Raw genomic sequence first — 24,041 nt, forward strand, 5'->3', positions numbered from 1 at the left:
TTATAGTTAAGATTGAAAGGGTTTTAGTAATTAAAGATCAGCCGAGCCGATTATCGACCAAAATTGCCTGCATCTCCTTTTGGATCTCCGGCGGTTTGACCCACTCTTCCCAATGGTCCATTGAAAACCCAGGATCAGAATAATGGTCATTGATATATCTTTCCACTCGCTCAACGTGATTGGAATGCGGGATATTGAGTTTTAAGATCCTGACCTGCTTGATAAAGCCATGTTCCTCAGCATACTCGGCCCTGCCATTCATAACTACATTGCCAAGCTCCGGATAGACTCTTCCGTCGAGTAAGGTAATTTCTTGGACCATATCAAAAGTCATGTATTTTTTCATTTGATCATCACTCCCCCGAACTGCTGCTATTAGAAGATTTTGCTGAAACCGAGACTTCTACAGATCTGGGCGTCATTTGCGAAACACCCCGCGGTAAAGATAGATCGGCATCGATAACACCGCCGCTAGCGCCTACCTGGCTCAAATCAATGTTAACTGGGATCGAATCGATACGATTGAGCGAATCACGCGAACCGGTGATCTGGATCGTAGAAGAACTCAAAGTAATATTATAATTGGATACTGATCTGGAACCAGTAAAACGCGGACTTAAAGAAACTATTTTCGTACTTTGTCCTGAAGAATTTTGAGAAGCCAGCTCGCTAGTGATATCTAAAGTTGCTTGAATATTATCAGGATCGATCTCAACAGAAACGACTGAACCATTACGATCGATCGCTCTTAACGAAACATTTTGACTGATACTGTTACGAGTATTAGCCGGGACCGGCAAGCTAGCAGAAACATGGTCAACGACTCGGATCAAATCGCTGGGACCGGCAACACGAACGTATCGGCGGGATACACGAAAGCCAGAAACAAGGTATCGATTGGCTATGTTATCACGGCTATAAGTTGCCTGGACTGGTACCATTTTCGTAACTCTGCGAGAAACGTTGACAGTCAAACTCGACGGATCTGTTTTTCGTATCAAACTATTAGAAAGACCGGTAATGGATATCGGGACCCTTTGAGAACCTATCCGCGGATGTGACAGATCAACAGTAGCGCGAATAGTGCTCGAGTTTTGAGCAGCAGTTATCAGACCGGATGGTCCAGTGATCTGGACTCGGATCGTCTGCGGAACACCGGAAATATAATAACGGTTTTCATTAACATCAAGATTTACCGGAACATTTATGTAAGTTGTTTGTGTGGTTATCAATTGCCGTTGACGTTCTCGGCGATTATTAGAAAAACTGCCGCCGATCGTTCCATTGACATAAACAAAAAGTGCGATAGCTAAAAGCAATGTAATTATCAATTGAAACCATTTTTTTCTGATCATATGATTAAAAAAATTCACTTATCCGAATCCCCCTTTTCGTCACCATTATTTTCATCGCTGTTTTTCTTTTTTCCGGGAAGGATACGCAAGGCTGAGAGGCTGGAAAGAAAAGCGTTGTCCTTTTTTTCATTATCAGGTATCAAGCGTTCACGCAGAAAATGATCATATTCATCAGGTTTGAGATTGCGATGTAAAACACCTTTATGTGCGATCGAAACTTCGCCTGTTTCTTCAGAAACAACGATCACGATCGCATCAGTGGTCTCGGCAAGTCCTAATCCAGCACGATGACGAGTCCCAAGATCTTTTGAGGTATTCGGATCAGTTGAAAGCGGGAGGTAGGCCGTTGCAGCGACCAATTGATCGCCACGAATTATAGCAGCTCCATCATGGAGAGGAGTGTTCGGGATAAAAGTATTTATCAATAATGCAGAACTTACACGTGCATTTAAAGTGATTCCTGTATTGATGATCTCCGTCAAACTAGTTTCTTGTTCAATGGCGATCAAAGCACCGATCCTGCGTCGAGAAAGATAAGGCAAAGCCTGGTCCAGTGCGGTCATGACAACTTCTTCTGAGGGGATCGATGGCGCAGACGGTTTGAAAAACGATTTTGTACCAATATTTTCCAAAGCACGCCGAATCTCTTGTTGGAACAAAACGACCAAAGCGATCGGGCCCCAGTTGATCACTAGATCGAGCATCCAAGAAACAGCATCAAGACCGATCAGCCAAGCGACAAAACGTAAAAACAGCAAAAATACGACGCCTCGAACCAACTGCATCGCCCGTGTACCGCGGACCCAATTAGCGATGTTGAATAAAATGAACCAAATCACTAAAATATCGATCAAATGGATGAGGTTTTCATATGTAAAAATGCTGGTAAAATTCATTGATTCAAGTATAACTTAACTAATCCTTTAACGATCATCGCCCACTGTCAGAACTGATGTTTCTGCATAATTGATATCCTGCAGCAGCTTGATACCAGTTTGATCAGAAATCTTTTTTTCAGAAATAAGCCGCCGAACAGCTTCTCTTTCTGCGGTAAGTGCTGCTAATGATAATGAGATCTTCGAGGAATTATAATTTTTATTAAAGTTCTTCCCTGCCTTTATTTTAGCCAACCAACTGCGATAATTCACGATCACATTATAAGCAGCGATCCGATCCAGCGAATTAAGATCGATATCATCCAAATAATTAGTCAATCCCTTAATAGCTGACTTAGCCCGGACCCGATGAACCAAAAAACGTTCTTTTTTAGCTTGTTTATCGTCGATCCTGGAGAATTTTAATTCGATATAAAGCAGACCATGACGGATTATTCGCAAAAAAGATTGAAAAGAAAGGCTGCGATGATGACCGACATCACGAAAAGACCAGTTTATACCGCGCATGTTGGCTCGATAGACAGGATCGGACATTTTGTGCTGACGATACATTTTTTCAACAGCACTTTTCTCAGCCTTTAAAGCGACCGTGTAGAATTCTTCTTCTCTTCTCGCTAATTCTGCTGCTTCTTTCGATCCTCCGGCTAATTGAAGGTCATTTATCTGCTGCTGCCGCTGAAAGATCAGATCTCGTGCTGCTGACTGGCTGCCGTCGAAAGATTTTTCGGTAAAACCGGCATCGTGTAAATGAAGCTTCAACTCTTGGATGCCTGATTGTAATTGAAAAATACGGGCACTGTTCTCATCCAAATAATTTGGTTTTCTCTTTAAATTACGAGCCTCTTCATTTTCAGTAAAATCAGTTTCTTCATCAAGCAGCTGAACGTCTTTTGGCAAATCTAATTTTCCATTAGTACGGTTTGCTAATAAAGGCAGCATGATAGCTGCGAGGATCAGAGAAAAGATAACTACGACCGCCGCGATGAAAACTATAAAACTATAACGAGGAAAACTTCTGCCGGATACAGTTTGAATCGAAAGTACAGCCGCTAAAGCGATCGCCCCTCTGACACCAGAAAAAGCCATGATTATCGCACCAGTTAAAGAAGGCTTCATCGTACGACCAGAATCTTTTTTCTTATATGAGAAATATTCGTTGGCATATGTCCAAACAGCCCTGATCAAAAAGATAATGAACCAAACGAGGATCCCATAGCCGATGCCGGTAAAAAGATCAAGGTGGGCAGCTTCAACAGCTTCGCGGTAAGCGTGCGGCAGCTGCATCCCCAATAAAATAAAAATGGTCCCATTTAAAATAAAAGTCAAAGCACGCCAAACAGTAGTTGCTAGAACATTGTATTCAAAATTCATGCGATGATTGTTGTTATTTCTTAATTTAGAAAAAATACCGGCCACGACCACTGCGACGACCCCGGATGAGTGTTCGATATCCTCAACGACATAAAAAATCAAAAATGGCGACAAAACATTTATGATGACCTGCAAGATCTCATCACTGGCCCCTCTCCGACGGATAAATTCTTGAATCCAATCGAGCAAAAAGCTCAATACGAATCCGGTCAAAGCACCAACGATCGTAACGTAGAAAAAATTTATTACAGCATCATGCAAAACAAAAGCACCGACCATCGTCGCTGAAACAGCATAGCGAAAGGCGACCAAACCAGATGCATCGTTCAAAAGACTTTCGCCCATCAAGACATGCAGAAGATTTTGCGGTATCGATATACGAGAAAGGATGGCACCGACCGCTACAGGATCAGTGGGTGATAGAGCCGCTGCTAAAGCGATGCTTATCGAGAGCGGAAAATCAGGTATCAAAAGATGGATAAGCCAGCCGCCGCCGATAGCTGTTAAAAATACCAGCAAAAAAGCATTCCCGATGATCGGAAAACGAAGCTGCCAAAGTTCGCGGTTTGGAAAACGCCAAGAATCATAAAAAAGCATCGGCGCAATGAACAGCAGTAAAAACCATTCTGTATCAAGAGTGAGATCGCCGTGAATCGAATAAGACAGGCCAACACCAAAAACAACTTGCAGCAGGCTGACCGGTATCAAAGGAAAAAAGTGCGCGATCAAACTGCTAATGACGATCAAAGCAATGATCACGGGAAAAAGAAGCAGTATCTCCATTAATTTTCTTCTAATCCTCTCCCGATCAGTTTTATTTCAGGATCCATTTTGATCCCAAAAGTATCACTGATCGTTTTTTTAACCAGTGAGATCAATTCCAAATAATCACGACTACTGGCATTATCGATATTAACTATAAAGTTAGCATGTTTTACCGACAATTGAGCACCGCCGATACGTGTTCCTTGCAAACCGGCATCAGAAATCAATTTGCCGGCATAAAAACCGTCCGGGCGTTTGAATACAGAACCGTTTGAAGGGTAATTAAGCGGCTGCTTGCTGATCCTGCGCAAGTTAAAGTCATCCATCCATCTGCGGATCTCTTCTTTATTTCCTTTGGCTAATTGAAATTCAGCGGAAACGATATAATAATCATTTTTTTGGATACCGGAATTACGGTAAGAAAAGCCAAGATCCTCCTTACTGATAATGAATTCCTGGCCTTTTTTGTCTAAAGCCGTGACCCTAAGCAAATTATCCGCAGTATTGCCGCCATAAGCTCCGGCATTCATATAAACGGCACCGCCTACCGAACCAGGCAAACCAGCCGACCATTCAAGGCCGCTTAATCCATGTTCATAGGCAAATTCAGAAACCGATATCATGTCGATCCCGGCATCAGCTGCGACAAGAGTCCCGCGGCAGCTGATCTTATTCAAATGGTCAGTGATGATAACAAGCCCGACAATGCCATCATCAGAAACCAGCAAGTTGCTTAATTGGCCTAAAACATGAACGGGCAATCGTTTTTTGGCGGCAGCCTTTAAAAGTTCTTTAAATTCTTCTTTGCTTTTAGGGAAAGCTAAATAATCAGCCTTGCCGCCGACTTGTGCAAAAGCATAGGGTGCGATCACACAGTCTTTGTATATTTTTACATTAGGAAATTGTTTTAAAAAATCATCGATACTTCGATTTTATCATGAGCTATCACTGAATGGTTTAGACTTATTAATATGAAATTTATTTCCTGGAATATAGACAGTTTAAACGCCGCGATCGAGCACAAATCAAAAAGAGGCGAAATGACTTATGCCACCTTAAAACAAATCGCTGCCGCAAAACCAGACTTTTTTTCGATACAAGAGACCAAACTTCCGCAAACCGGATTGAGCAAAAAACAAGATGAGGTCCTGGAGGAACTTTTTCCTGATTACCTCCGTTTTATTAGAAATAGTACTCCGCCAGCTAAAAAAGGCTACGCCGGTGTACTGACTCTGACCAAACACCAACCGGTAACTTACGAGAAGCCCGTTTTGGGTGCACCCGATACAATGGATGAAGAGGGCAGGATCCTGTTATTGGAATATCCGGATTTCTATCTTTTGAATATATATACTCCTAATTCCGGTCAAGGATTGAAAAGACTCCCGGAACGCGGTCAATGGGACGACAGGTTCTATGACTATTTGCAAGCACTTAAGGCAAAAAAAACGGTCATTTTTTCCGGTGATCTTAATGTTGCTCACCAAGAAATCGATCTTAAGCATCCGGATACCAACCATCAATCTGCCGGATTTACAGATCAGGAAAGAGAAAAATTCGACCATCTGTTAAAATCAGGTTTCGTTGACAGCTGGCGTTTTCAACACCCTGATCAAGCTCAATATTCTTGGTGGAGCCAAAGGAATGTAACTGCAAAAGCAAATAATTCCGGTTGGCGGATCGATTATTTTCTTATCAGCGACCAACAAAAAAATTGGATCAAAAAGACCGGTATGATCGATACCGGTGCGCGTGCTGATCATGCACCGATATATCTGGAGATAGAAAAATAAAACCGCCGCAGCGGTTTTATTTTTGTTCCTTCTCATTTTGTTCGTGAGATTCAGCCTCAGCAGCCGGATTTTCAGTCTTTTGATTAAAAAGTTCTGAAGGAGTACGGCTGATTTGGCTTCTCACATCGATCTTAAGAGAATTAAGTTGATTTTTAGCCTGGTTGCGAATTTTTTTGCCTTGATTCTGCAGATCGATCGTCTGCTGGATCTCATCAAGCAGATGTTTTAGCGAATCCTCCAAATCAGCGATCATTTTCGCAGCTTGCTTTTCGTTTTCGATCGTATCATTCGTTTGATCTTTTAAAATTTGAGAGCTTTGGGATAAAAGCCGGTTGGCTGCTTGAAAAATAGGCTGGCTGTATTCTTTATCTTTGGCAGGATTGCCGCTATTTTTCTCTTGAAAAGCATTCAGCGAGATAGTTATCCAATTTTTCCAAAGAGGGATGCGGTCGCTGACCAGTGAACCGACCTTTGAAATAAGTTCTTCATTAGCTTTTTGCACCTGTCTGATCTTTGGTGCCTGGCCAACGACGATCTGACGCAATAATTTAAGCTCGTTAGTTCTCTGGTGCAAAGATTCCAAAGTAAAATTAACTTCATCGACCGTCTGCTGGTCAAGCCGGTTTTTTGTTTTTTCGACTCTTTTTTTAGCTGCTGCTAAATTATTGACGCTGATATCTTTTTCTTTTATTTCAGCACCGGCAATGTAAAGATTAAAGCGCTGATAATATTCGATATTTTGTTGATAAAGACGGTCAAATACCTGATTGTCATCATCCAACTGAGAGCATTGCCGATCCAGGATCTCAGCTGATTTGCTTATTTGTTCCCGAATCTTATTGTATTTTTCAACCGTTTGTATCTCTAAACGTTTTTGAGTGCCGATCAATTTTGAAATAATATTTTCCTTTTGCGGCATCAATTCAGATGGTTTTATATCGTTGATCGCAAAAATCAAATCATAGAGAGCACTGCTGATATCGTTAAGTTCATGATCGGAAAAAATATCGAGGATCTCTTTTGAAAAATCAGCAACTTCGTTTTGCAATTCATTTCCATAAGTATTGATCTGAACAGCTTCTAAACCGTCTAATTGCTTAGAAATATTTTTTGCCTGTTCTTTTTGTTGGGGATTCAAGGTCGGCAGGACCGCTCCATTATTTTTAGCTTCATTTTCATTTTCTGAAAGCCAACGATTTTCTGCTGCCATTTTCCCTCCTTCACAGTTTCACCTTAATTCTAATCTGTAAATAAATATAAAGATACCGCTTAAACATCACTTATATATTTATCCGATAAAAAACATCCTCGCTTTGAGGATGTTTTATTTTATCAAGCTTCTTTTTCTTTATTTTCAAGGTTTTCTTTTTCTTCTTGTTTTTTTATTTTCGCAAAAAGATTATCGATCGTTGAATCATCACCGCTGAATTCAGTATTACGAATCGTTTGAAACTTTTCCTTTTTCTTTTTTGCCATTTTTACCTCTAGTAAACCCACATTTATTAAAACACAAGTTAATCGACAATAAATAGTCTGGTCACAAAATTATAACAGATTTCTAAACGAATTTGCCAAAATCCTTGATCCTGTCTTCACCGAAGTGATTTATCTCATATAGGAGGATCTCGGCAGCCGCCAATGCATCATCAGAGGCGGTATGGTGATGCTGCAGATCAACGCCAAGGTCTAAAGCCACTGTATTCAATTTGTGATCGGACATATGCGGATGGAATTTACGCGAGATTAAAACCGTATCAAGGCTCACATAATGCGGACTGGGAATACCATAATAATTTAAAGATGACTTTAAAACATTATTATCAAACCGGATGTTATGACCGACCACCGTGGGAAGATCTTGAAAATAATCCTTGATTTGCTGCCAGATTTCCGGAAAACTCGGTGAATCAACAACATCATCAGCAGTCAAACCGTTGATCCTGCTATTAAAAGGTGAGAAATTGCCAGCCGGTTTGATCAAAGAATACCAATTACCAGATATATGATTATCATTAACGAGGACCAGGCCGAGAGAAACAGCTGACCAAGGGTCTGAGTTAGCAGTTTCAAAATCCATTGCAATGAAATTCATAACTGCTCCAAAAGATCTTGATATCTTTGTCCGCTTGCGCTTATTTTAAGATCCCTGCTCTGACCGTCATAATCAAACTCTATTTGCAAAAATTCATCCGGCAAAATGTCTTTGATAAACTGCGGCCATTCAATTACAGCAAGACCGTCAGTTCCAATATAATCTTCAAATCCCTGATCAGCAGCACCGATCCCTTCTAAACGGTAAGCATCAAAATGATAGATCGGAAAGGGCAGGCCGTGCCCTTTGTATTCTTGGATAACGGTGAAAGTCGGTGAATTAACGATCAGATTTTTGTCTTGGCTAAAAGAATGAACTAACTGACGGACAAAAGTCGTTTTACCGCTGCCAAGATCGCCTTTCAGCAATAAAAGATCCCCAGCTTTAAGCAAAACGGCCATCTTCCCCGCTAGTTTTTTAAAATCATCTATCGATTGTTGCTTTAAAACTATCACGCCTAAATTTTAACTTATTTTAATCCGCTGTCAGCTCTTCCGAACCATTTTGTCTGGAGTTGTTTCATACGACCATTTTGTTGAAACTCCCTTAATACTTGATCAACTTTCAAACGAAGGGTCCGATCATTTTTTCGAAAACCAACACCATTTTCATCAATAGGATAACCAGCAGAGATTATCTTATAGTCTTGCGGGTCACTCAGATTGCGAATATAGTAACCGGCATAAATGGAGTCAACGAGTATTCCCTGGATACGGCCGGCTTTCAGATCCATAAAAGCTTTATCAAAAGTATCATACTTATTTGGTGTTCCGGCAACATACCGACGCAAAAGGTTTTTATACTGCCTGAACTGCGTATCGGCTGTCGAAGCGTTTTGCAAACCTAATTTACGTCCCTGCATATCAGAAATTCTGTTGATGTTATCTTTTGTTAAAGTTACCAGGACCTGTGTTCCTTTTTTATAAGGTATTGAAAAAGCTACTTTCTTTTTTCTTGCCGGTGAAATAGTGTAGCCATTCCAAATAGCATCGATCTGACCATTATTCAAAAGACGTTCTTTGGTAGCCCAGTTGATCGGTTCCCACTTTACTTTTAAACCGATCTTTTTGAAGGCCGCATCAGCTAGATCGACATCAAAACCAATGATCTTACCCGACTTGCTTCGAAAACCCATCGGTATAAAAGTATCATCCAGACCAATGGTTATCTCTTTTTTGCGCTGCATAACAGACCAGCTGTCAGCTGTGCTTTGTGCTTTGGGCCGGCTGAAAAATAACCAGCCGCCAACAACGATCACTATTAAAAATAAGCCGATCAAAGAATTTACGATAATTTTTTTTCTACTGTTTTTAGTATTTTTCATTTTGTATTTACCTCTTTTTTAAAGTCGAAGATCTGGTCAGAAATTTTTTCGGCGAAGGGCATATCATGAGTGATAACCAACTGAGTGACCCCTTTTGTTTTCAATTCATCAACGACTGCCGCCACTTGATCAGTCGAAAATTCGTCTAAAGCAGAGGTCGGTTCATCATAAGCAAGAATCTTTGGCTCCATGGCTAAAGCTCGTGCGATCGCTGCCCGTTGTTTTTGTCCACCGGATAATTGATATGGATAAAGATTTGCTTTATTATCCATTCCCAACTCTTTTAAAATCGAATGGGCCTTCTCTTCGGCCTTTTCTTTGCTCATTTTTTTGACCATGATAGGCGCTAAAGTTATATTCCCCAATACAGTGAACTGAGGAAAAAGATTAAAATCCTGAAAGATAACTCCGATAACGGAATTTTGACGTTCTTCTCTCAAATCAAAAGTTTGATCGCCGACTTTCATAGTTCCTTGATCGGCAGTTTCTAAACCGGCAATGATCCGCAGCAAGGTTGTTTTGCCGATCCCTGACGGTCCGACGATGCTGAGAACTTCTTTATCAGCAACAGTCAGATCAAGATCTGTAAATATTTTTCGACCGTCAAAAGATTTACTTAGATTTTTTATTTTCAACATTATACCCACCCCCGATACCTTGATTCGACTTTGCGCATGATCAAAGTTGCTAAAGCCGTGAACAATAAATAAATGACGGCAACGATGAAATACGGCAAGAGAGTAACATCAGAAACAGCGTGTCCTTGGGCTATATAGAGAATATCGACCAAACTTATCACATATCCAAGCGAGGTATCCTTTATAAGATTTATTACCTCGTTCCCAAAAGATGGGAGGACTATCTTGAACACCTGCGGCAAAATTATTTTAAAAAATGCTTGACGTCGATTGATACCTAAAACTTGCGCTGCATCGTATTGTCCTTGTGATATAGCTTGGATACCGCCTCGGAAAATCTCTGCAAGATAACCCGCATAATTAAGGATGAAAACCAGCACGGCAGCAGTTAATTTCGGAAATACCAAACGGTTATCTGTTGCCATCGGCAAACCGAAGTAAAAAAACATCAGCTGAAGCATCAGAGGAGTTCCTCGAATGACCCAAACATAGGCATTCAAGATCCAGCGAAGAATAAAAAATTGTGATCTGAGACCCAATGAAATCAATAAGCCTAGCGGAGTCGCTCCGATCAAGGTCAGCAGAAACAAGCCGACCGTTATATTCAGGCCGCTAAGTATATCTGGCAAAATTGAGAAAATGTAGTTCATAAAACTCCCCTGAAAAACTATTTAAATAAATAAAAAAACGCCCTCGATCAAATTAAGATCGAGAGGGCGTTTGACGCGGTTCCACCTCTTAACACTGATTAGTCGCCTAATCAGCCTCAGTGAGTTATAAAACTCTGACGATAACGGAGACCCGGCAGTATTTCGGCTGCACTCACAGGTGTGGTTCGCTTGCATCGATGACCGGCTTCCCAGCGCCGTCGGCTCTCTTTTCATCCCAAACAAGTTACTCTTCTGTTCGTTGTTTTTATTTATTTAGTTGCCATGTACAATACACGCCTTGAAAAGTTTTGTCAAGAAAAAATTACTTGATAGCCCCTTCCGTTGCACTTTCCATGATCTGTTTTTGCAAAAGAATAAAGAGGATAATGACCGGAATAATAGCCAAAACCAATCCTGCCAAAGCCAGCTCCCACTGGCTGTTGGTCTCGCCAAAGAAGTAATACATCCGTAAAGGAAGAGTGTACATACCGGCTTTATTGATGACCAGCGACGGCAAAAGATAGTCGTTCCAGATTTTCATCGCATTAAGGATAATGACTGTCCCGGTCATCGGACTGACAGCCGGCATGATTATTTTGAAAAAGGCCTTAAAAGTACTTGCACCATCCAGAATAGCAGCTTCATCCAGAGTTCGAGGAACACCTAAAAATGCACCGTAATAAAGGATGATCGACAAACTCAAAGCCAAACCGGTATTCATGATGATCAAACTGAACCGATTCAAAAAATCCAAACGTCCAAAAATAGTAACCAAAGGGATCATTATTGATTGGAAGGGTATCAGCATCGTCCCGGCACAAAGATAATAAATGATCGAACTAGTCTTGCGCTTAACGCGGGCAAGCGCATAAGCTGCCATCGCCGAAAGGACTGTAATCAAAGCAACACTTGCGACTGTGATAAATAGAGAATTGAAGAAACTGGAAACAAAGTCCAGAGCTTTAAAGGCAGCCGGATAATTTCTTAAATAAATATGCGGCAATGATAAAGGATTAGAAAAAACAGCTGCTCGATTTTTAAGAGAATTTATCAAAATGATAATAAAAGGATAAAGCCAAATAAAACCAAGGAATACGCTGATAATGACTGTAATGAGGTCGATCACTTTTCTTTTCATAGCCTTCACTCACCTTTCCTTGAAAAATAAAGTTGGGCAAATGACAGCAAGGCAACGAATATAAATAAAAATACTCCGGCTGCTTGAGCATACCCTTGTTGGTAGTTGATAAAAGCAGTATTGTAAATATTCATAGCGATCATTTCCGTCGAACGATAAGGACCGCCATTAGTCAAAGCCAGATTCTGCTCGTATAATTTAAAGGAATTTGCCAAGGTCAAAAATAAGCTGATAGTAAATGCCGGCGCCAACTGAGGTATCTTGATGCCCCAAAAAGTCTGCCAACTATTAGCACCATCCAAAGCGGCCGATTCGATAGTATTTCTCGGAATAGCATTCAAAAACGAAATATAGATAAGCATCACATAGCCGCTCATCTGCCACCAGAATAAGATGACAAGACCCCACAAACCAGTCGCTGGCGTACTGAGCCAGCCGTTTAAAAAGCTCCAATGGAACAAATTGCCCAAAGCGCCAAAGACTTGAATAAAGATAAATTGCCAAATAAAACCAAGCAAGATGCCGCCGATCAAGTTTGGAACGAAGAAAATGGTCCGTAACAATTTATTCAAGCGATTGTTTTTTCTTGTGACCAGCAAAGCAAAACAAAGTGCGATCACGTTGATCCCGACGACCGACAGTAAAGAAAAAACTAATGTAAGCCAAATACTTTCCAGAAAATTGTGGTCGCCCAGCAAAAGCTGATAATTCCTAAAACCGATCCAAGACCCGGTAATACCATTTGAATTAGTGAAGGAATAATAAATACCGATGATAAAAGGGATCACGATAACGATCGTTAGAAAAATCAAAGCCGGCAGGACGAATATCCAATAGTATCTTCTTCTAATAAACATCATTTCCCCCTTTGAACTTGGCGTAATTGATAATACTGGTGATTGGTCAATTCGATAAAACGCTGCCAAGAAATTCGACCGATCAGATATTGCTGACTATTAGGACCTAAAACTTCTTGAGTAAAACCGTTAGGAAATTGTTTATGGATCGGTACGATCGCATCTTTGCCCGAGCCCAAACGGTAAACTTCTTTTGAAACGGGATCCAACAGTCTGCTGGTTTGAAAATTTTTCGTTGGCGGCACATAACGCATGTCGTTAACGATGATATTCATAGCTTCCTTTGAGTTATATAGCCAGCTTAAATAAGCTTTGGCCGCTTGTACATGGCTTGGATGCTGATCGGTGATGCCAACGTACCAAGAGGAACCGGTCATGATATGAGAATTACCGCTTTCGACAAAATAAGGGAGCATGCCAAGATCGTTTTTAGAAAAACCGTTTCTCGCTTGATCAAGAGCAGGAATGATCCAATTACCTTGCGGGATCATTGCTACTTTGCCGTTAAAAAGCAGATCTTGCACCGAATTACTATAATTTACCGACAAGATCGGTTTGACGTTATAACGTTTTATCAAACTGTAATAAGCTTTCATACGATCCGCGTTGCGCCAATTAAGATGCTGATTGATATAGGCATTGTAAAGATTATTTTTGAAGGGCTGAGATAGGAATTGAGCGGCAAAAGATGCAGCGACATTGCTGTCAGCTCCGTTGTAACCGAAAACAGCCGTTAGACCAAGTCTGCTTTTTTGGCTGTCAAGCTGTTTGACAACGCTAACAAATTGATCATAGGTTTTTATTTTTTCAGGGTCTATACCAGCCTTGCGGAAGACTTCGCGATTATAAGCCCAGCCATAGCATTCGATCCCTACCGGGATACCGACTAAACGATTTTTGATCGTACCGCCGGCAAGCAGAGAAGGCAATATTTTTTTGGTCAGAGGAAGATTTTTAAGCGTCAAAAGATGGCTTTGATAGCGGTCGATTTCAGGTAAACCGCCAAGCATGACCAAATCAGGCGCATCCCCGGCAACGAATTTCGCCTGCAGGGCAGAAGCGCCATTTCCCTGACCAATGGTCGTCATTCGGATACGGACATTCGGATGCTGCTTATGATATAAATCGGCTAATTGTTGGTAGCCGGCAGCAACTTCTGGTTTTTGATTAAAAAATTCCAGCGTTATTTGTTGACGCCCGGATTCCGAATTTTTAGCAGAAAAATTTTGCCAGCCAAAATAGCCGAGACCAAAAAGCAGGATCAAAGCAGCCAAAAGATAATAATAAATACTGGTCTTTCGCTTGTTCATAAGACCTCCTTATAAGAGGCTGGATAGAATTGACTTCCTCTTTATATTTCCATTATATATAATTATTACTGTAAGTGCATTCAAAGGAGACGACGATGGCAAAAGTAATAATTAAAAACCTAACCAAAACTTATAAAGGCGCCAAAAGACCTACTTTAAAAAATTTAAATTTTGAGATCAATGAAGGCGAGTTCTTAGCTATCGTTGGTCCTTCCGGGTGTGGAAAATCAACTTTTCTGCGTATGTTCTCAGGATTATCACCAATAAGTTCCGGTGAGATATATGCTGACGGCAAACTTTTGAATAATGTGCCGCCGCAAAAACGCAATATTGCGATGGTCTTTCAAGACTATGCCTTATACCCGCACATGTCTGTTTATGAAAATATGGCTTTCAATTTGAAAATCAAAGGTAAAAATCGCAAAGACATAGACCGAAAAATAAATAATGCTGCCGAGATACTCGGACTAAGGGAACTTTTGAAAAGAAGACCATCGAAACTTTCAGGCGGTCAAAGACAGCGTGTCGCTTTGGGGCGGGCAATGGTCCGCGATCCCAGCTTCTTTTTAATGGACGAACCCTTATCTAATCTTGACGCAAAATTAAGGGTCGAGATGCGAACACAAATCGCCGAACTGCATCAGCGGCTAAAAACAACAACGATCTATGTTACACACGATCAGGTCGAAGCAATGACTTTAGCAGACCGAATATTACTGCTGAATGATGGCATCGTCCAGCAGATCGGAACTCCTAACCAGCTGTATAACCAACCAAAAAATATTTTCGTCGCTCAATTCATCGGTTCTCCAAGCATGAATTTGATAAGCGGCGAGATCGATGACGGCAAATTCAAGCAAGGAGAAAACTTGATCAAATTGCCTGATCGAGTTCCTGATCAAATAAAAAAACGCCAAGGCAAATTGGCGATCGGTTTTCGGCCAGAAGACAGCCGCATCGGTGAAACTTCAAAAAATAACAGTAATGAAGCGATGAAAATAAAGGCCAAGGCAAGATTGATCGAATATATGGGCGGATATACCTTAGTAAGCTTGGATTTTCAAGATCAAAAAATCATGGTAGAAGCAGCTGATAACTTCGCCGGCACAGAGGGCAGCGACTACGAAATATCGGTTCCAGTTGAAAAAATGTACTTTTTTGACCCGGACAGCGGTGAAAATTTAAACTTGCAAGAAGACCAGAATTAAACAAAGATCATTTTTTTGTTTTGAAATGATTCTCAAGGACGGCATTGATAACAGCACCGGCCAAAATTATCCAACTCGATAAATTCAGCCATAACATCAAAATTATGATACTGCCGATCGTTTTGTAAGAAGTCACTTTACGGGCAAAATAATTTATATACAGTTGAAAGCCATTGGTAAAAAGCAGCCAGATCAAGGCAGAAAAAAGTGCACCGACCCAGACGTATCGCAGACTCGGTCGTTTCTGCGATACGAATATGAAAATTAGTGCAGCGATCAAAAATAAACTAAAAAAGGCGATGAAATCTTTTTCGTTGATGATCGTGACGATCCAGGCCAGCGATGGTATCGATCTTAAATTAAAAAAATCAACCAAGTATTGGCCAAAAAGAAGCAGAAAAATCGAAAATATCAGTAAAAGCAACGCCGCCAGCAATAACAAAAAAGAAATTATCCGCGAAATGATCGTATTTTGCGGATTTTTTATTTCATATATTTGATTCAAGCAATTACGCAAAGTAGCAACGATGCCCGAAGCCGACCAAATAGTTACCAAAATACCAATCGACAAACTAGTATTGCTGCCGCTCGTTAAAAACGACCTGATAGCCGGTCCGATCATTTGGCTTATTTCTTTAGGCGCGATCTGTCTGAGATAATTCATTATCAAAGAGGTGTCTAAATTTAATCTAGCAAATAAATTACCTAAAACTAAGATCAAAGGCGCTAACGACATCAAAAAATAATATGCCAGTACGATAGAATTATTGCCGACATCCCCTTGTTGGTAATATTTTTGGAACGAATGCACCCAGGGCAGTGCTTTTTTAACGAACTTATTATCTTTAAGGGCAGAAAAATCAACCATTTATACTTTAATTTTAAATTATCCGGGCAAAAATCGCTTTAAAATTGTTGTCTTTCAAATACCAAGATCGATTCAACATGCATCGTTTGCGGAAATTGGTCGACCGGCTGCAATGGCTGATCGACAAAATAACCTTGTTTTTTGATCAAAACAGCATCGCGGGCCAAAGTCGCCGGATTGCATGAGACATAAACGAATTTTTTCGGCTGCATGACTCCTAATGAATCGATCAATTCAGGCGTCAGACCTTTTCTTGGCGGATCAACGAAAACGACATCAGGCCTGATCCCCTGCTCAGCCCACTTAATAAATTGCGCCGGGGCATCCGCGGCTTTATATTCAGCATTAGTAATATGATTAGCAGCCATATTTTTTTTAGCATCTTCAACGGCTGGTTTAACAACTTCAACACCAATGACCTTTTTTACCTTATCAGCGATAAAAAGACCGATAGTACCGATTCCGGAATAAGCATCTATAGCTAGCTCATTGCCGTTCAATTGAGCCATGTCAGCAGCTTTTTGGTACAAAACGGCTGTCGTTTGCGGGTTGACTTGATAAAAAGAATTAAGACCGATCTCAAAATCCAAGCCAAGCAGCAGGTCATGGATCACCGGCTGCCCGTAAAGAACATGATTTTCCAAGCCTAACTGAACATTAGTCTGCTTAGGATTATAGTTAAGGATCAAACTAGTCAGATCCGGCATTTTTTTTACGATTTCAGCAATGACCTCTGCCTGCATCGGCAGTTTTCTTTTAGCGGAAATGATACCGACCATCAGCTGACCTGTATAATATCCCCGGCGGACCATCAAATAACGAACGATTCCTTGGCGGCTTATTTCATCATAAGCCGGAACTTTATATCTATCCAAAACATCTCTTACGATCGCTACTGCTTGATCGATTCGTGGATCATTTAAAAAATAATCATCGATCGCGACCAATTTATGAGATCCGCGCCGGTAAAAGCCCGTGGTCAAATGACCATCCTGAAATTTAATCGGTACAACTGTTTTATTTCGGTAATGGTCAGGTTTTTTCATACCGATAGTTTTGTTTACTTCTATATCATCAATGCCGGCTTTATGAAAAAGTTCAACTATTTGCCGACGCTTAAAATCCAACTGTGAAAAATAGGATAAATTAACTAAGGGTGCGATCCCGCTTTGGATCATTTCCGGATGCCGTCTGTCGACTCTGGCGGGTGATTCTTGAATGCGCTTTACCATCCGGCCGAAAGCATAAGAATTAAGTACCCTTGTCAGTGCAAATTTTATTTTTTCGCCTGGCAGCGCATCGGAAACGAATACCGGAAAACCGTCAATTTTAATGACCCCCAAGCCTTGATAACTAAGGTCTATGACCTGACCGATAAACTCTTGATTTTTTTTAAAGACTTGATTTTTTAACTGGCTCACTTGTTCACCTTGTGGTTCTTTTTCATTTCTTTTGAAGCGGATCTATATTCTTCTTCGGCTCTTTTCAGCATAACTTCGTCAGCGGTTTGTGCCATCGTTCTTGAATGCGGTTTCATCTTCGAAGTAAAAGCGACAAACTCCAGGTGCTGCCGCAAATTTTCAAAAGACATCGGGGCAATACCGCCAAATTCTCCATCTAGATTTACCTTCATCTTTTCCTTTGAAAGCGGTAAAACACGCACTTTGCTGCTTTTAACATAAGTGACTAGCTTATCTTTGATATGAGATCCATCATTGAGGGCTTTGGTTATCAAATTAAATAATTGAACTATATTTGATTGTTTGACGATCAATAAAGTAAATTTACCGTCATCCAGCCGCGCATCAGGAACGATCTTTTCAAAACCGCCGACTGAGTTGGTCAAAGCCAGCAAGATCAAATTAGCCTTGCCTTCAAAAAAACCTTCATCGTATTCAATACGTACCGGAACCGGTTTGATACGTGTGATCAACTCAGCACCCTTGGTCAGATAAGCCAAATAACCATAAAGAGTTTTCAGCATCGATGGTACTTCATAAGTTAATTCCGATAAAGTACCGATAGCACCGATATTCATAAAATAATCAAGACGTGAATTATGGGAGGTCACTTTTCCTATATCCATTTTGATCGTTTCTTTTTTATTGATGACCTTAGCAGCTTCAATAAGGTCATCACGCGGTATTTTCAAAGCACGTGCATAATCATTAGTCGTACCGGCCGGAATAACTGCCATCAAAGGTCTTTTTTCTAAGCCGGAGATGCCATTGACGACTTCATTGACGGTACCATCCCCGCCAGCAGCAACGATCAGATCAAAACCGTCTAATGCCGCCCGCCTTGCTTCGTCGCGAGCTGAAAAAGCCTTTTTCGTTGTTTCAAAAACCGAAGTTTCAAAGCCGGCTTTTTCATAGACTTCCATAATTTCCAGCATTACTCTTTGGATGGTTTCTCGACCAGAAGATGGATTATAAATAATTCTTGCGCGTTTCATATCTATTAATTATAAAAGATATCAAGCCCTTGTTTTGATAAAGAAGCAAAGTATTTTATTCAGGTCAAAATAAAAGCCCTCCAGAGAGGGCCTGAGTTTAATTTTCGAATCTTTTTACCCAGTCAGCTAAAGTTTCAACAGCCGACTTTAAGAAATCTAAGGTACCTTGATTAGTGATGTTTAAATCATCATCCAAAATATTTGTGACATTGCCAATGTAAACTTCCGGTTGAGCAACAACGGGTACATTAAGGAAAACCAAGGACTGACGCAAGTGGTGATTTGCACCAAAAGCACTGATAGCACCTGGCGAAACGCTGATGATCAGTGCTGGTTTGCCATTCCAGACATTTTTTCCATAAGGCCTGGACCCAACATCAAGAGCGTTTTTCAAGACTCCGGGAACTGAACGATTGAATTCAGGTGTGCCGAATATAAAAGCATCAAAACCCTTGATTTTTTCACGAAAATCAGTCCAAATTTTTGGCGCGTTATCGTTATCGTCTAGATCTTGATTGTAGAGGGGCAAATCGCCGATCTCTATTTTTTCAAATGAATAACCTTCCGGTAATCGTTCAGCAGCTTGCCTAGCAACTGCATCAGTAAAAGATTTTTTTCGAAGACTGCCAACTATCAGTCCGATTTTCTTTGTCATGTATTTCTCTCCTTTTTACTTACAAAAGATAAGTTAATTCTACCGATTAAAAAATAAATAAGCAAGAAAAAGATCAAATTGAGATCAAATAAAAAATCAAGGGAATAGAAAACAAGCTAAGAATAGTCGACAAACTCATTAAAGTAACTGCTGAAGCCGTATTTCGACCAGCCTGCAAAGTAAAAAGGACAACGATACCTGCTGTCGGACAAGCCATCATCAGAACGGTCGTATAAAAGGCCGCTCCGGTAACAGATAAAATTTTTAAAATGAACGCTGCCGTTAAAGGAAAAAGGAAATTACGCAAAAACAGCGAGGACCAGAGCTGCAAATTAAAAGTATGGCGGTCAAGCCTGGCATTGGCTAAACTGTTGCCGATCACTATCATAGAGAGCGGCGTGTTGATAGAAGCGATATATTTAATGACCGAATCAGGGATCTGCGGTAATTTTATTTGGTAAAAAAAGATGACCAACCCAATGACGATAGCGATGATATTAGCGTTCAAAAAAACTTTTTTGAGTGTTTGCCGCCAATCATTTTGGTCCTTGTCAGCAGAGAAAAGCCAAATACCGTGCGTCCAATTAAATAGATTGAATCCTGTCAGCGATACCACAGCAAAAAATACTCCGGCTTTGCCAAATAAAGCAGCGGCCAGCGGAACGCCCATAAAGCCGGCATTTGAATAAACACTGCCGTAAATCGATACTGTTTTTAAATTTACGCTGGTCACCGAAGAAAAAAATAAATGCGAGATCAAGATACTTATAATATAAAAAATAAATACGCCTAAGGCACTCAACAAAAATTGGTGGACACGGTCATTGGAATAAGGCTGTTCAAAGGCGTTCAGTATCAAACAAGGAGATACGATATTCAAAAGGATATTAGTCAGGTCATTGCTGGTCTGAACATGCATAAAATTAAGCTTATTGACCAATACACCAACGAAGATCAAACAAAACACCAATGCGATCTGACCGCCCAATAAAGCAATATTCATCCCTATTCCCTCCTTTGAAAATCACAAACAATTATAATCCTTACCACTGCCGCACAAAAGAAGACCAGCAAAGCCGGCCTTCTCGATCGAGGATTATTTGTTTGTTTAAGAATGATTGAAAGGAGGATAAAAATAAAAATTATGATTCGTTAGGAGAATGAAAAAATAAATAATTGAAAACGATGTTTTAAGAATCGGTTACAGTGGTTGGTTTTTCGTCTTTGACCTTAGCAAGGGCTTGATCAACGTCAGCGATCAAGTCATCGATATTTTCAATGCCGACAGAAACCCGGATGAGGTCAGGTGTTATGCCGGCAGAAGCCAGTTCTTGATCGGTCAGCTGTGCATGCGTCGTGGTCTTGGGATGAATGATCAATGATTTCACATCCCCGACGTTGGCCAGCAAGGAGAAGATTTTTAAATTATCAATAAATTCTGGTGCGCCTTCAGCTCCGGCTTTCAAACCAAAGGTGAAGATAGATCCGGCTCCCTTAGGAAAATAATCAGCGGCAAGATCTTTATATTTAGAATCTGGAAGTTCTGGATAACTGACCCAAGCTACTTTGGGATGATTTTGGAGATGTTCGACTAATTTGCGTGTATTTTCAACGTGCCGTTCGATACGAAGAGATAAAGTTTCCAATCCTTGTAAGAAATAGAAAGCTGATTGCGGCGATAGAGTTGCTCCAGTGTCGCGCAAGTGCTCAGCACGGATCTTAGTAGTAAAAGCGGCACCCTTCAGATCCGCCCAAACGATACCCTTATATGACTGAGTCGGAGTCACAAAATCAGGATAGCGGGTTGAATCTCGATAATCAAAATCACCCTTTTCAACTACAACACCGCCCAAAGTAGTACCATGACCGCCAATGAATTTCGTGGCGGAATGAACGATGATATCAATACCATGCTCAAAAGGCCGAAACAGATATGGAGTCGCAAAGGTCGAATCAATGATAGTCAAGATTTTGTGCTTCTTTGCTATCTCAACAACTGCATCAAAATCAATGACATTGATACTTGGATTGCCCAGGGCTTCAAAAAAGATCGCTTTGGTGTTTTCTTGGATCGCCTGCTCAAAATTATCTGGATCATCGGGATCGACAAAAGTAACATCGATGCCTAATTTCTTAAAGGTCTCGGAAAATAGTTCATAAGTCCCGCCATAAAGGGTCGATGCAGAAACTATATGGTCGCCGCTGCCGGCCACATTTAAAATAGAAGCGGTAACGGCAGCTGCTCCAGAGGCCAAAGCGATCGCTGAACTGCCGCCTTCTAAAGCGGCGATCCTTTGTTCAAAAACTGATGTCGTAGGATTGGTCAAGCGGCTATAAATATTACCAGGGTCAGTCAAACCAAATCTTCCAGCTGCTTGAGCAGCATCTTTGAAAACATAAGCTGCTGTTTGATAGATAGGTGTAACACGTGCTCCTGTTGCTGGATCAGGTTCTTCTTGTCCAGCGTGTACTTGCAATGTTTCAAAATGGTACTTTTCTTTGGCCATATTAGCTCCTTAAATCGATTAAAATTTGCCGACTATCAAAAACCGAAACATTCGCGTTTGAATTATATCTTGTCCTAAAATTGTCGTTAAATAAATTTTCATTTTTACCTGTTTTTAAGTACAAAAAACCGCAGACCAATAAATGGACTGCGGGACGATCATTCGTGTTACCACCCGGTTTTTCAAAAACTGTCGCCAGCTTCTGCTCAATGACTGCGTCAAAACAGCCTTCCGCTGTATCGGGCGTTCCCGTGCCTTTTTTACTCAAAAGCTCAAAGGGCAAAGCACTCAAAGACCATCTTCATAATTTTAGTCGACCAGCTTTCACCAAGCGCCAGCTCTCTAAGCAACTAAACGATCATTACTTATCTTCTCGATGTGTTGAACAAATATTATATTTTTGAAAACGAAAAGTCAAGAATTTTCTAAGAAATTTTTTATATTTTCAAAAATTTCTTGAGGGTTATCACGCAAAGAGACGTGAGTCGCCTTTTTTATGACCTTAAAAACACTATGACTAAGTTTTTGAGCTGTTTTTTTAGCAGCAGCGACGGAAATCAGATCTTGATCGCCGACCATTAGCAAAGCAGGTGTTTTTATAGATGATAAACGATTTTCAACATTCCAGCCAGCTAATTCACCGACAGTTGAAAATGGATTTCTGCCCATCATTCGATCAGATACTTGATGATTGCTGATGTCTGCAACGTGTTTTGTCTGGCTAGATGAAAAACGATTATAGTAGGCTTGATAAAATTTTCCCATCAACTGCTGATAGCGCAAATCATTGAAATTACCAGCATTAGCCTGAGCAAAAACATAATCAAAATCACTTTTACCCAATATGCGGGCAGTTTCTATCTGCATTTGTTTATCAAAGTCCGAGCCGACCGCTGACATACCGATAATGATCAAATGTGAAAGTTTATCAGGATATTTCAAAGCATATTCAAAAGCTATCATAGCTCCCCAAGAATAACCCAGCAACACGAATTTTTCATAACCGAGTGCCGCCCTCACTTCTTCTAATTCATTAACAAAATAATCAATATTCAGGAATTTTTTGGCTGTTTGCCGATCATTGAAATTCGGCTGGTCAGAATACCAAGAACCAAGCTGATCGTAATAACTCACCTGAATGTCGGGTAAAAAAGCAGGAACACCTTCAAAGGACTCGTGTGTATCCCCCGGTCCGCCATGAACCGCTATCATTTTTATTTTTTTAGGACTATTTTCCGTATGCGTCCATAAATGATAACCATTTTTTAATGTTACGATCTTAGTTCCGTTTGCCATTGCACATTCAGAATAACAAAAAAACTCTCGTTTTAAATGAGAGTTTTTTTAAATATAGTGAAACAACGAATCGTTAGTTTACTTTTGCCCACTTGCGCAGGTTAGCAAAAGTTTCTTTAACGTCCTGAGGCTCATCTTTTTCTAGCTGATCGATCCTTTCAGCAACTTTCTTAGTTGGAACTTTAGGATAATCATCTATCTTGACGGACTTTTGCACATCGGCGTTGTCGTAAATCGACTTCAGCAAATAACGTTCAACGTCTTTATCTTCATCAGCGTTAAGCGATTCAATGTTTTTAGCCAACATGATCGATAAACCTTCAATGTTTAACTTCTCTGCCTCATCCTCTGCTAATGCCATCATTTTCACCTCCTAACTAGAGATAATAATCAAAATCAGGCAAAGGTCAAGAAAGGGCAAACTATTTTCAAAAAAATTTTCTTACTTATTTTTAGCAGTTTTTTTCTTAAAAATACGGCCGAACAGCCACTTCAGATCACGCGAAAAAACTTGAAAGAAAGTCAGCGAACGGACTATCCTATTTGGATCAATATACACTCGGATAGCCCGCAGAACTACCTTTGGATGGCGGGAGGAAAATTTGTAAATACCATTTTTTTTCGTTGAAATAGCATACCTTGGTATCCATTTGCCGCCAAACATCAGCGAAGCAATGACGACGTCGACTTCTTCCCAAGGAATCTGGATGTAATTTCGCGGATTAGAATCATCATAAAACTCAAATCCGCGATCACCGATCATAACTTTGCCATATTGACCCAATCCCATATACGAGGTCGACTCAGCGACTAGATCTACTTTTGTATTTATTGACTGAACCATTGTCATCCTCCAAATAGCT

The 24,041-nt window shown here is 40.5% G+C and carries 27 protein-coding genes; 2 read left to right on the top strand and 25 right to left on the bottom strand.

Translation table 11 applies throughout. The features are described from left to right. Positions 1 to 37: 37 nt before the first annotated feature. Genes ACKP2L_RS07800 through murB form a run of 5 tightly spaced genes read right to left on the bottom strand, consistent with a single transcriptional unit; the run spans position 38 to position 5,259 of the window. The gene (locus ACKP2L_RS07800; RefSeq protein ID WP_439425290.1) at positions 38 to 346 is read right to left on the bottom strand and encodes a hypothetical protein; all 309 of its coding nucleotides are present in this window, start codon (positions 344 to 346) and stop codon (positions 38 to 40) included. 7 nt (positions 347 to 353) lie between these two features. Then, positions 354 to 1,373, bottom strand: coding sequence for a CdaR family protein (locus tag ACKP2L_RS07805; protein WP_439425291.1), 1,020 nt, complete (start codon positions 1,371 to 1,373; stop codon positions 354 to 356). Beyond that, entirely contained in the window at positions 1,370 to 2,251 is an 882-nt protein-coding gene (cdaA, locus tag ACKP2L_RS07810; protein ID WP_439425292.1) for a diadenylate cyclase CdaA, read from the bottom strand. The genes ACKP2L_RS07805 and cdaA overlap by 4 nt, the downstream gene beginning before the upstream one ends. A gap of 27 nt (positions 2,252 to 2,278) precedes the next feature. Next, positions 2,279 to 4,405: a cation:proton antiporter gene (locus ACKP2L_RS07815; protein WP_439425293.1), complete on the bottom strand. Its 2,127-nt coding sequence runs from the start codon at positions 4,403 to 4,405 to the stop codon at positions 2,279 to 2,281. Then, a complete protein-coding gene (murB, locus tag ACKP2L_RS07820) occupies positions 4,405 to 5,259 on the bottom strand; it encodes a UDP-N-acetylmuramate dehydrogenase (protein ID WP_439425294.1) in 855 nt (284 codons plus the stop codon). Before murB ends, ACKP2L_RS07815 begins: the two co-directional genes overlap by 1 nt. Before the next feature lie 99 nt (positions 5,260 to 5,358). Between murB and ACKP2L_RS07825 the strand changes: the two genes are divergently transcribed. Further along, on the top strand, positions 5,359 to 6,180 hold the full coding sequence (locus ACKP2L_RS07825) for an exodeoxyribonuclease III (protein ID WP_439425295.1): 822 nt from the start codon (positions 5,359 to 5,361) through the stop codon (positions 6,178 to 6,180). A gap of 16 nt (positions 6,181 to 6,196) precedes the next feature. Here ACKP2L_RS07825 and ACKP2L_RS07830 read toward each other — a convergent pair whose 3' ends face one another. From ACKP2L_RS07830 to ACKP2L_RS07875, 10 genes are all read right to left on the bottom strand, one after another. Continuing rightward, positions 6,197 to 7,390: a toxic anion resistance protein gene (locus tag ACKP2L_RS07830; RefSeq protein WP_439425296.1), complete on the bottom strand. Its 1,194-nt coding sequence runs from the start codon at positions 7,388 to 7,390 to the stop codon at positions 6,197 to 6,199. A gap of 122 nt (positions 7,391 to 7,512) precedes the next feature. Next, a complete protein-coding gene (locus tag ACKP2L_RS07835) occupies positions 7,513 to 7,656 on the bottom strand; it encodes a hypothetical protein (protein ID WP_439425297.1) in 144 nt (47 codons plus the stop codon). A gap of 82 nt (positions 7,657 to 7,738) precedes the next feature. Further along, entirely contained in the window at positions 7,739 to 8,272 is a 534-nt protein-coding gene (locus tag ACKP2L_RS07840; protein ID WP_439425298.1) for a 3'-5' exonuclease, read from the bottom strand. Then, positions 8,269 to 8,673, bottom strand: a complete 405-nt coding sequence (gene tsaE / locus ACKP2L_RS07845) for a tRNA (adenosine(37)-N6)-threonylcarbamoyltransferase complex ATPase subunit type 1 TsaE (RefSeq protein WP_439426234.1) — start codon at positions 8,671 to 8,673, stop codon at positions 8,269 to 8,271. The genes ACKP2L_RS07840 and tsaE overlap by 4 nt, the downstream gene beginning before the upstream one ends. A gap of 68 nt (positions 8,674 to 8,741) precedes the next feature. Continuing rightward, positions 8,742 to 9,596 carry an amino acid ABC transporter substrate-binding protein gene (locus ACKP2L_RS07850; protein WP_439425299.1) on the bottom strand — a complete coding sequence of 285 codons (855 nt, stop codon included), beginning with the start codon at positions 9,594 to 9,596 and terminating at the stop codon, positions 8,742 to 8,744. Continuing rightward, positions 9,593 to 10,234, bottom strand: a complete 642-nt coding sequence (locus ACKP2L_RS07855; protein WP_439425300.1) for an amino acid ABC transporter ATP-binding protein — start codon at positions 10,232 to 10,234, stop codon at positions 9,593 to 9,595. The genes ACKP2L_RS07850 and ACKP2L_RS07855 overlap by 4 nt, the downstream gene beginning before the upstream one ends. Continuing rightward, positions 10,234 to 10,884 (bottom strand): amino acid ABC transporter permease, encoded by a 651-nt coding sequence (locus tag ACKP2L_RS07860; protein WP_439425301.1) that lies wholly within the window; start codon positions 10,882 to 10,884, stop codon positions 10,234 to 10,236. The genes ACKP2L_RS07855 and ACKP2L_RS07860 overlap by 1 nt, the downstream gene beginning before the upstream one ends. Before the next feature lie 322 nt (positions 10,885 to 11,206). Next, entirely contained in the window at positions 11,207 to 12,022 is an 816-nt protein-coding gene (locus ACKP2L_RS07865; RefSeq protein ID WP_439425302.1) for a carbohydrate ABC transporter permease, read from the bottom strand. A gap of 5 nt (positions 12,023 to 12,027) precedes the next feature. Next, positions 12,028 to 12,879, bottom strand: a complete 852-nt coding sequence (locus tag ACKP2L_RS07870) for a carbohydrate ABC transporter permease (RefSeq protein WP_439426235.1) — start codon at positions 12,877 to 12,879, stop codon at positions 12,028 to 12,030. Beyond that, a complete protein-coding gene (locus ACKP2L_RS07875; RefSeq protein ID WP_439425303.1) occupies positions 12,879 to 14,189 on the bottom strand; it encodes an ABC transporter substrate-binding protein in 1,311 nt (436 codons plus the stop codon). The genes ACKP2L_RS07870 and ACKP2L_RS07875 overlap by 1 nt, the downstream gene beginning before the upstream one ends. Before the next feature lie 95 nt (positions 14,190 to 14,284). Here ACKP2L_RS07875 and ACKP2L_RS07880 point away from each other — a divergent pair, with 95 nt between their 5' ends. Continuing rightward, positions 14,285 to 15,397: an ABC transporter ATP-binding protein gene (locus tag ACKP2L_RS07880; RefSeq protein ID WP_439425304.1), complete on the top strand. Its 1,113-nt coding sequence runs from the start codon at positions 14,285 to 14,287 to the stop codon at positions 15,395 to 15,397. A gap of 7 nt (positions 15,398 to 15,404) precedes the next feature. On the opposite strand, the gene ACKP2L_RS07885 is transcribed toward ACKP2L_RS07880, so the two are convergent. The 10 genes from ACKP2L_RS07885 to ACKP2L_RS07930 form a co-directional block, all read right to left on the bottom strand. Beyond that, on the bottom strand, positions 15,405 to 16,265 hold the full coding sequence (locus ACKP2L_RS07885) for a YihY/virulence factor BrkB family protein (RefSeq protein ID WP_439425305.1): 861 nt from the start codon (positions 16,263 to 16,265) through the stop codon (positions 15,405 to 15,407). Positions 16,266 to 16,303: 38 nt separating this feature from the next. After that, entirely contained in the window at positions 16,304 to 17,686 is a 1,383-nt protein-coding gene (gene rlmD / locus ACKP2L_RS07890) for a 23S rRNA (uracil(1939)-C(5))-methyltransferase RlmD (protein ID WP_439425306.1), read from the bottom strand. Beyond that, positions 17,683 to 18,720: a diacylglycerol kinase family lipid kinase gene (locus tag ACKP2L_RS07895; protein ID WP_439425307.1), complete on the bottom strand. Its 1,038-nt coding sequence runs from the start codon at positions 18,718 to 18,720 to the stop codon at positions 17,683 to 17,685. Before ACKP2L_RS07895 ends, rlmD begins: the two co-directional genes overlap by 4 nt. 97 nt (positions 18,721 to 18,817) lie before the next feature. After that, positions 18,818 to 19,375: an NADPH-dependent FMN reductase gene (locus tag ACKP2L_RS07900; protein ID WP_439425308.1), complete on the bottom strand. Its 558-nt coding sequence runs from the start codon at positions 19,373 to 19,375 to the stop codon at positions 18,818 to 18,820. Positions 19,376 to 19,448: 73 nt separating this feature from the next. Continuing rightward, positions 19,449 to 20,378, bottom strand: coding sequence for an AEC family transporter (locus tag ACKP2L_RS07905; RefSeq protein WP_439425309.1), 930 nt, complete (start codon positions 20,376 to 20,378; stop codon positions 19,449 to 19,451). Positions 20,379 to 20,565: 187 nt separating this feature from the next. Next, positions 20,566 to 21,882, bottom strand: coding sequence for an O-acetylhomoserine aminocarboxypropyltransferase/cysteine synthase family protein (locus tag ACKP2L_RS07910; protein ID WP_439425310.1), 1,317 nt, complete (start codon positions 21,880 to 21,882; stop codon positions 20,566 to 20,568). A 1-nt stretch (position 21,883) separates the two neighbouring features. Further along, positions 21,884 to 22,150 carry a hypothetical protein gene (locus ACKP2L_RS07915; RefSeq protein WP_439425311.1) on the bottom strand — a complete coding sequence of 89 codons (267 nt, stop codon included), beginning with the start codon at positions 22,148 to 22,150 and terminating at the stop codon, positions 21,884 to 21,886. A 146-nt stretch (positions 22,151 to 22,296) separates the two neighbouring features. After that, complete coding sequence (locus tag ACKP2L_RS07920; RefSeq protein ID WP_439425312.1) at positions 22,297 to 23,178, bottom strand: proline iminopeptidase-family hydrolase; 882 nt, start codon at positions 23,176 to 23,178, stop codon at positions 22,297 to 22,299. Between the two features lie 73 nt (positions 23,179 to 23,251). Further along, complete coding sequence (locus ACKP2L_RS07925; protein ID WP_439426236.1) at positions 23,252 to 23,539, bottom strand: hypothetical protein; 288 nt, start codon at positions 23,537 to 23,539, stop codon at positions 23,252 to 23,254. A gap of 81 nt (positions 23,540 to 23,620) precedes the next feature. Continuing rightward, positions 23,621 to 24,022 carry a DUF956 family protein gene (locus ACKP2L_RS07930; protein ID WP_439425313.1) on the bottom strand — a complete coding sequence of 134 codons (402 nt, stop codon included), beginning with the start codon at positions 24,020 to 24,022 and terminating at the stop codon, positions 23,621 to 23,623. Positions 24,023 to 24,041: the final 19 nt, after the last annotated feature.

The organism is Oenococcus alcoholitolerans, from assembly GCF_051852995.1.
Taxonomy (GTDB): domain Bacteria; phylum Bacillota; class Bacilli; order Lactobacillales; family Lactobacillaceae; genus Oenococcus; species Oenococcus alcoholitolerans.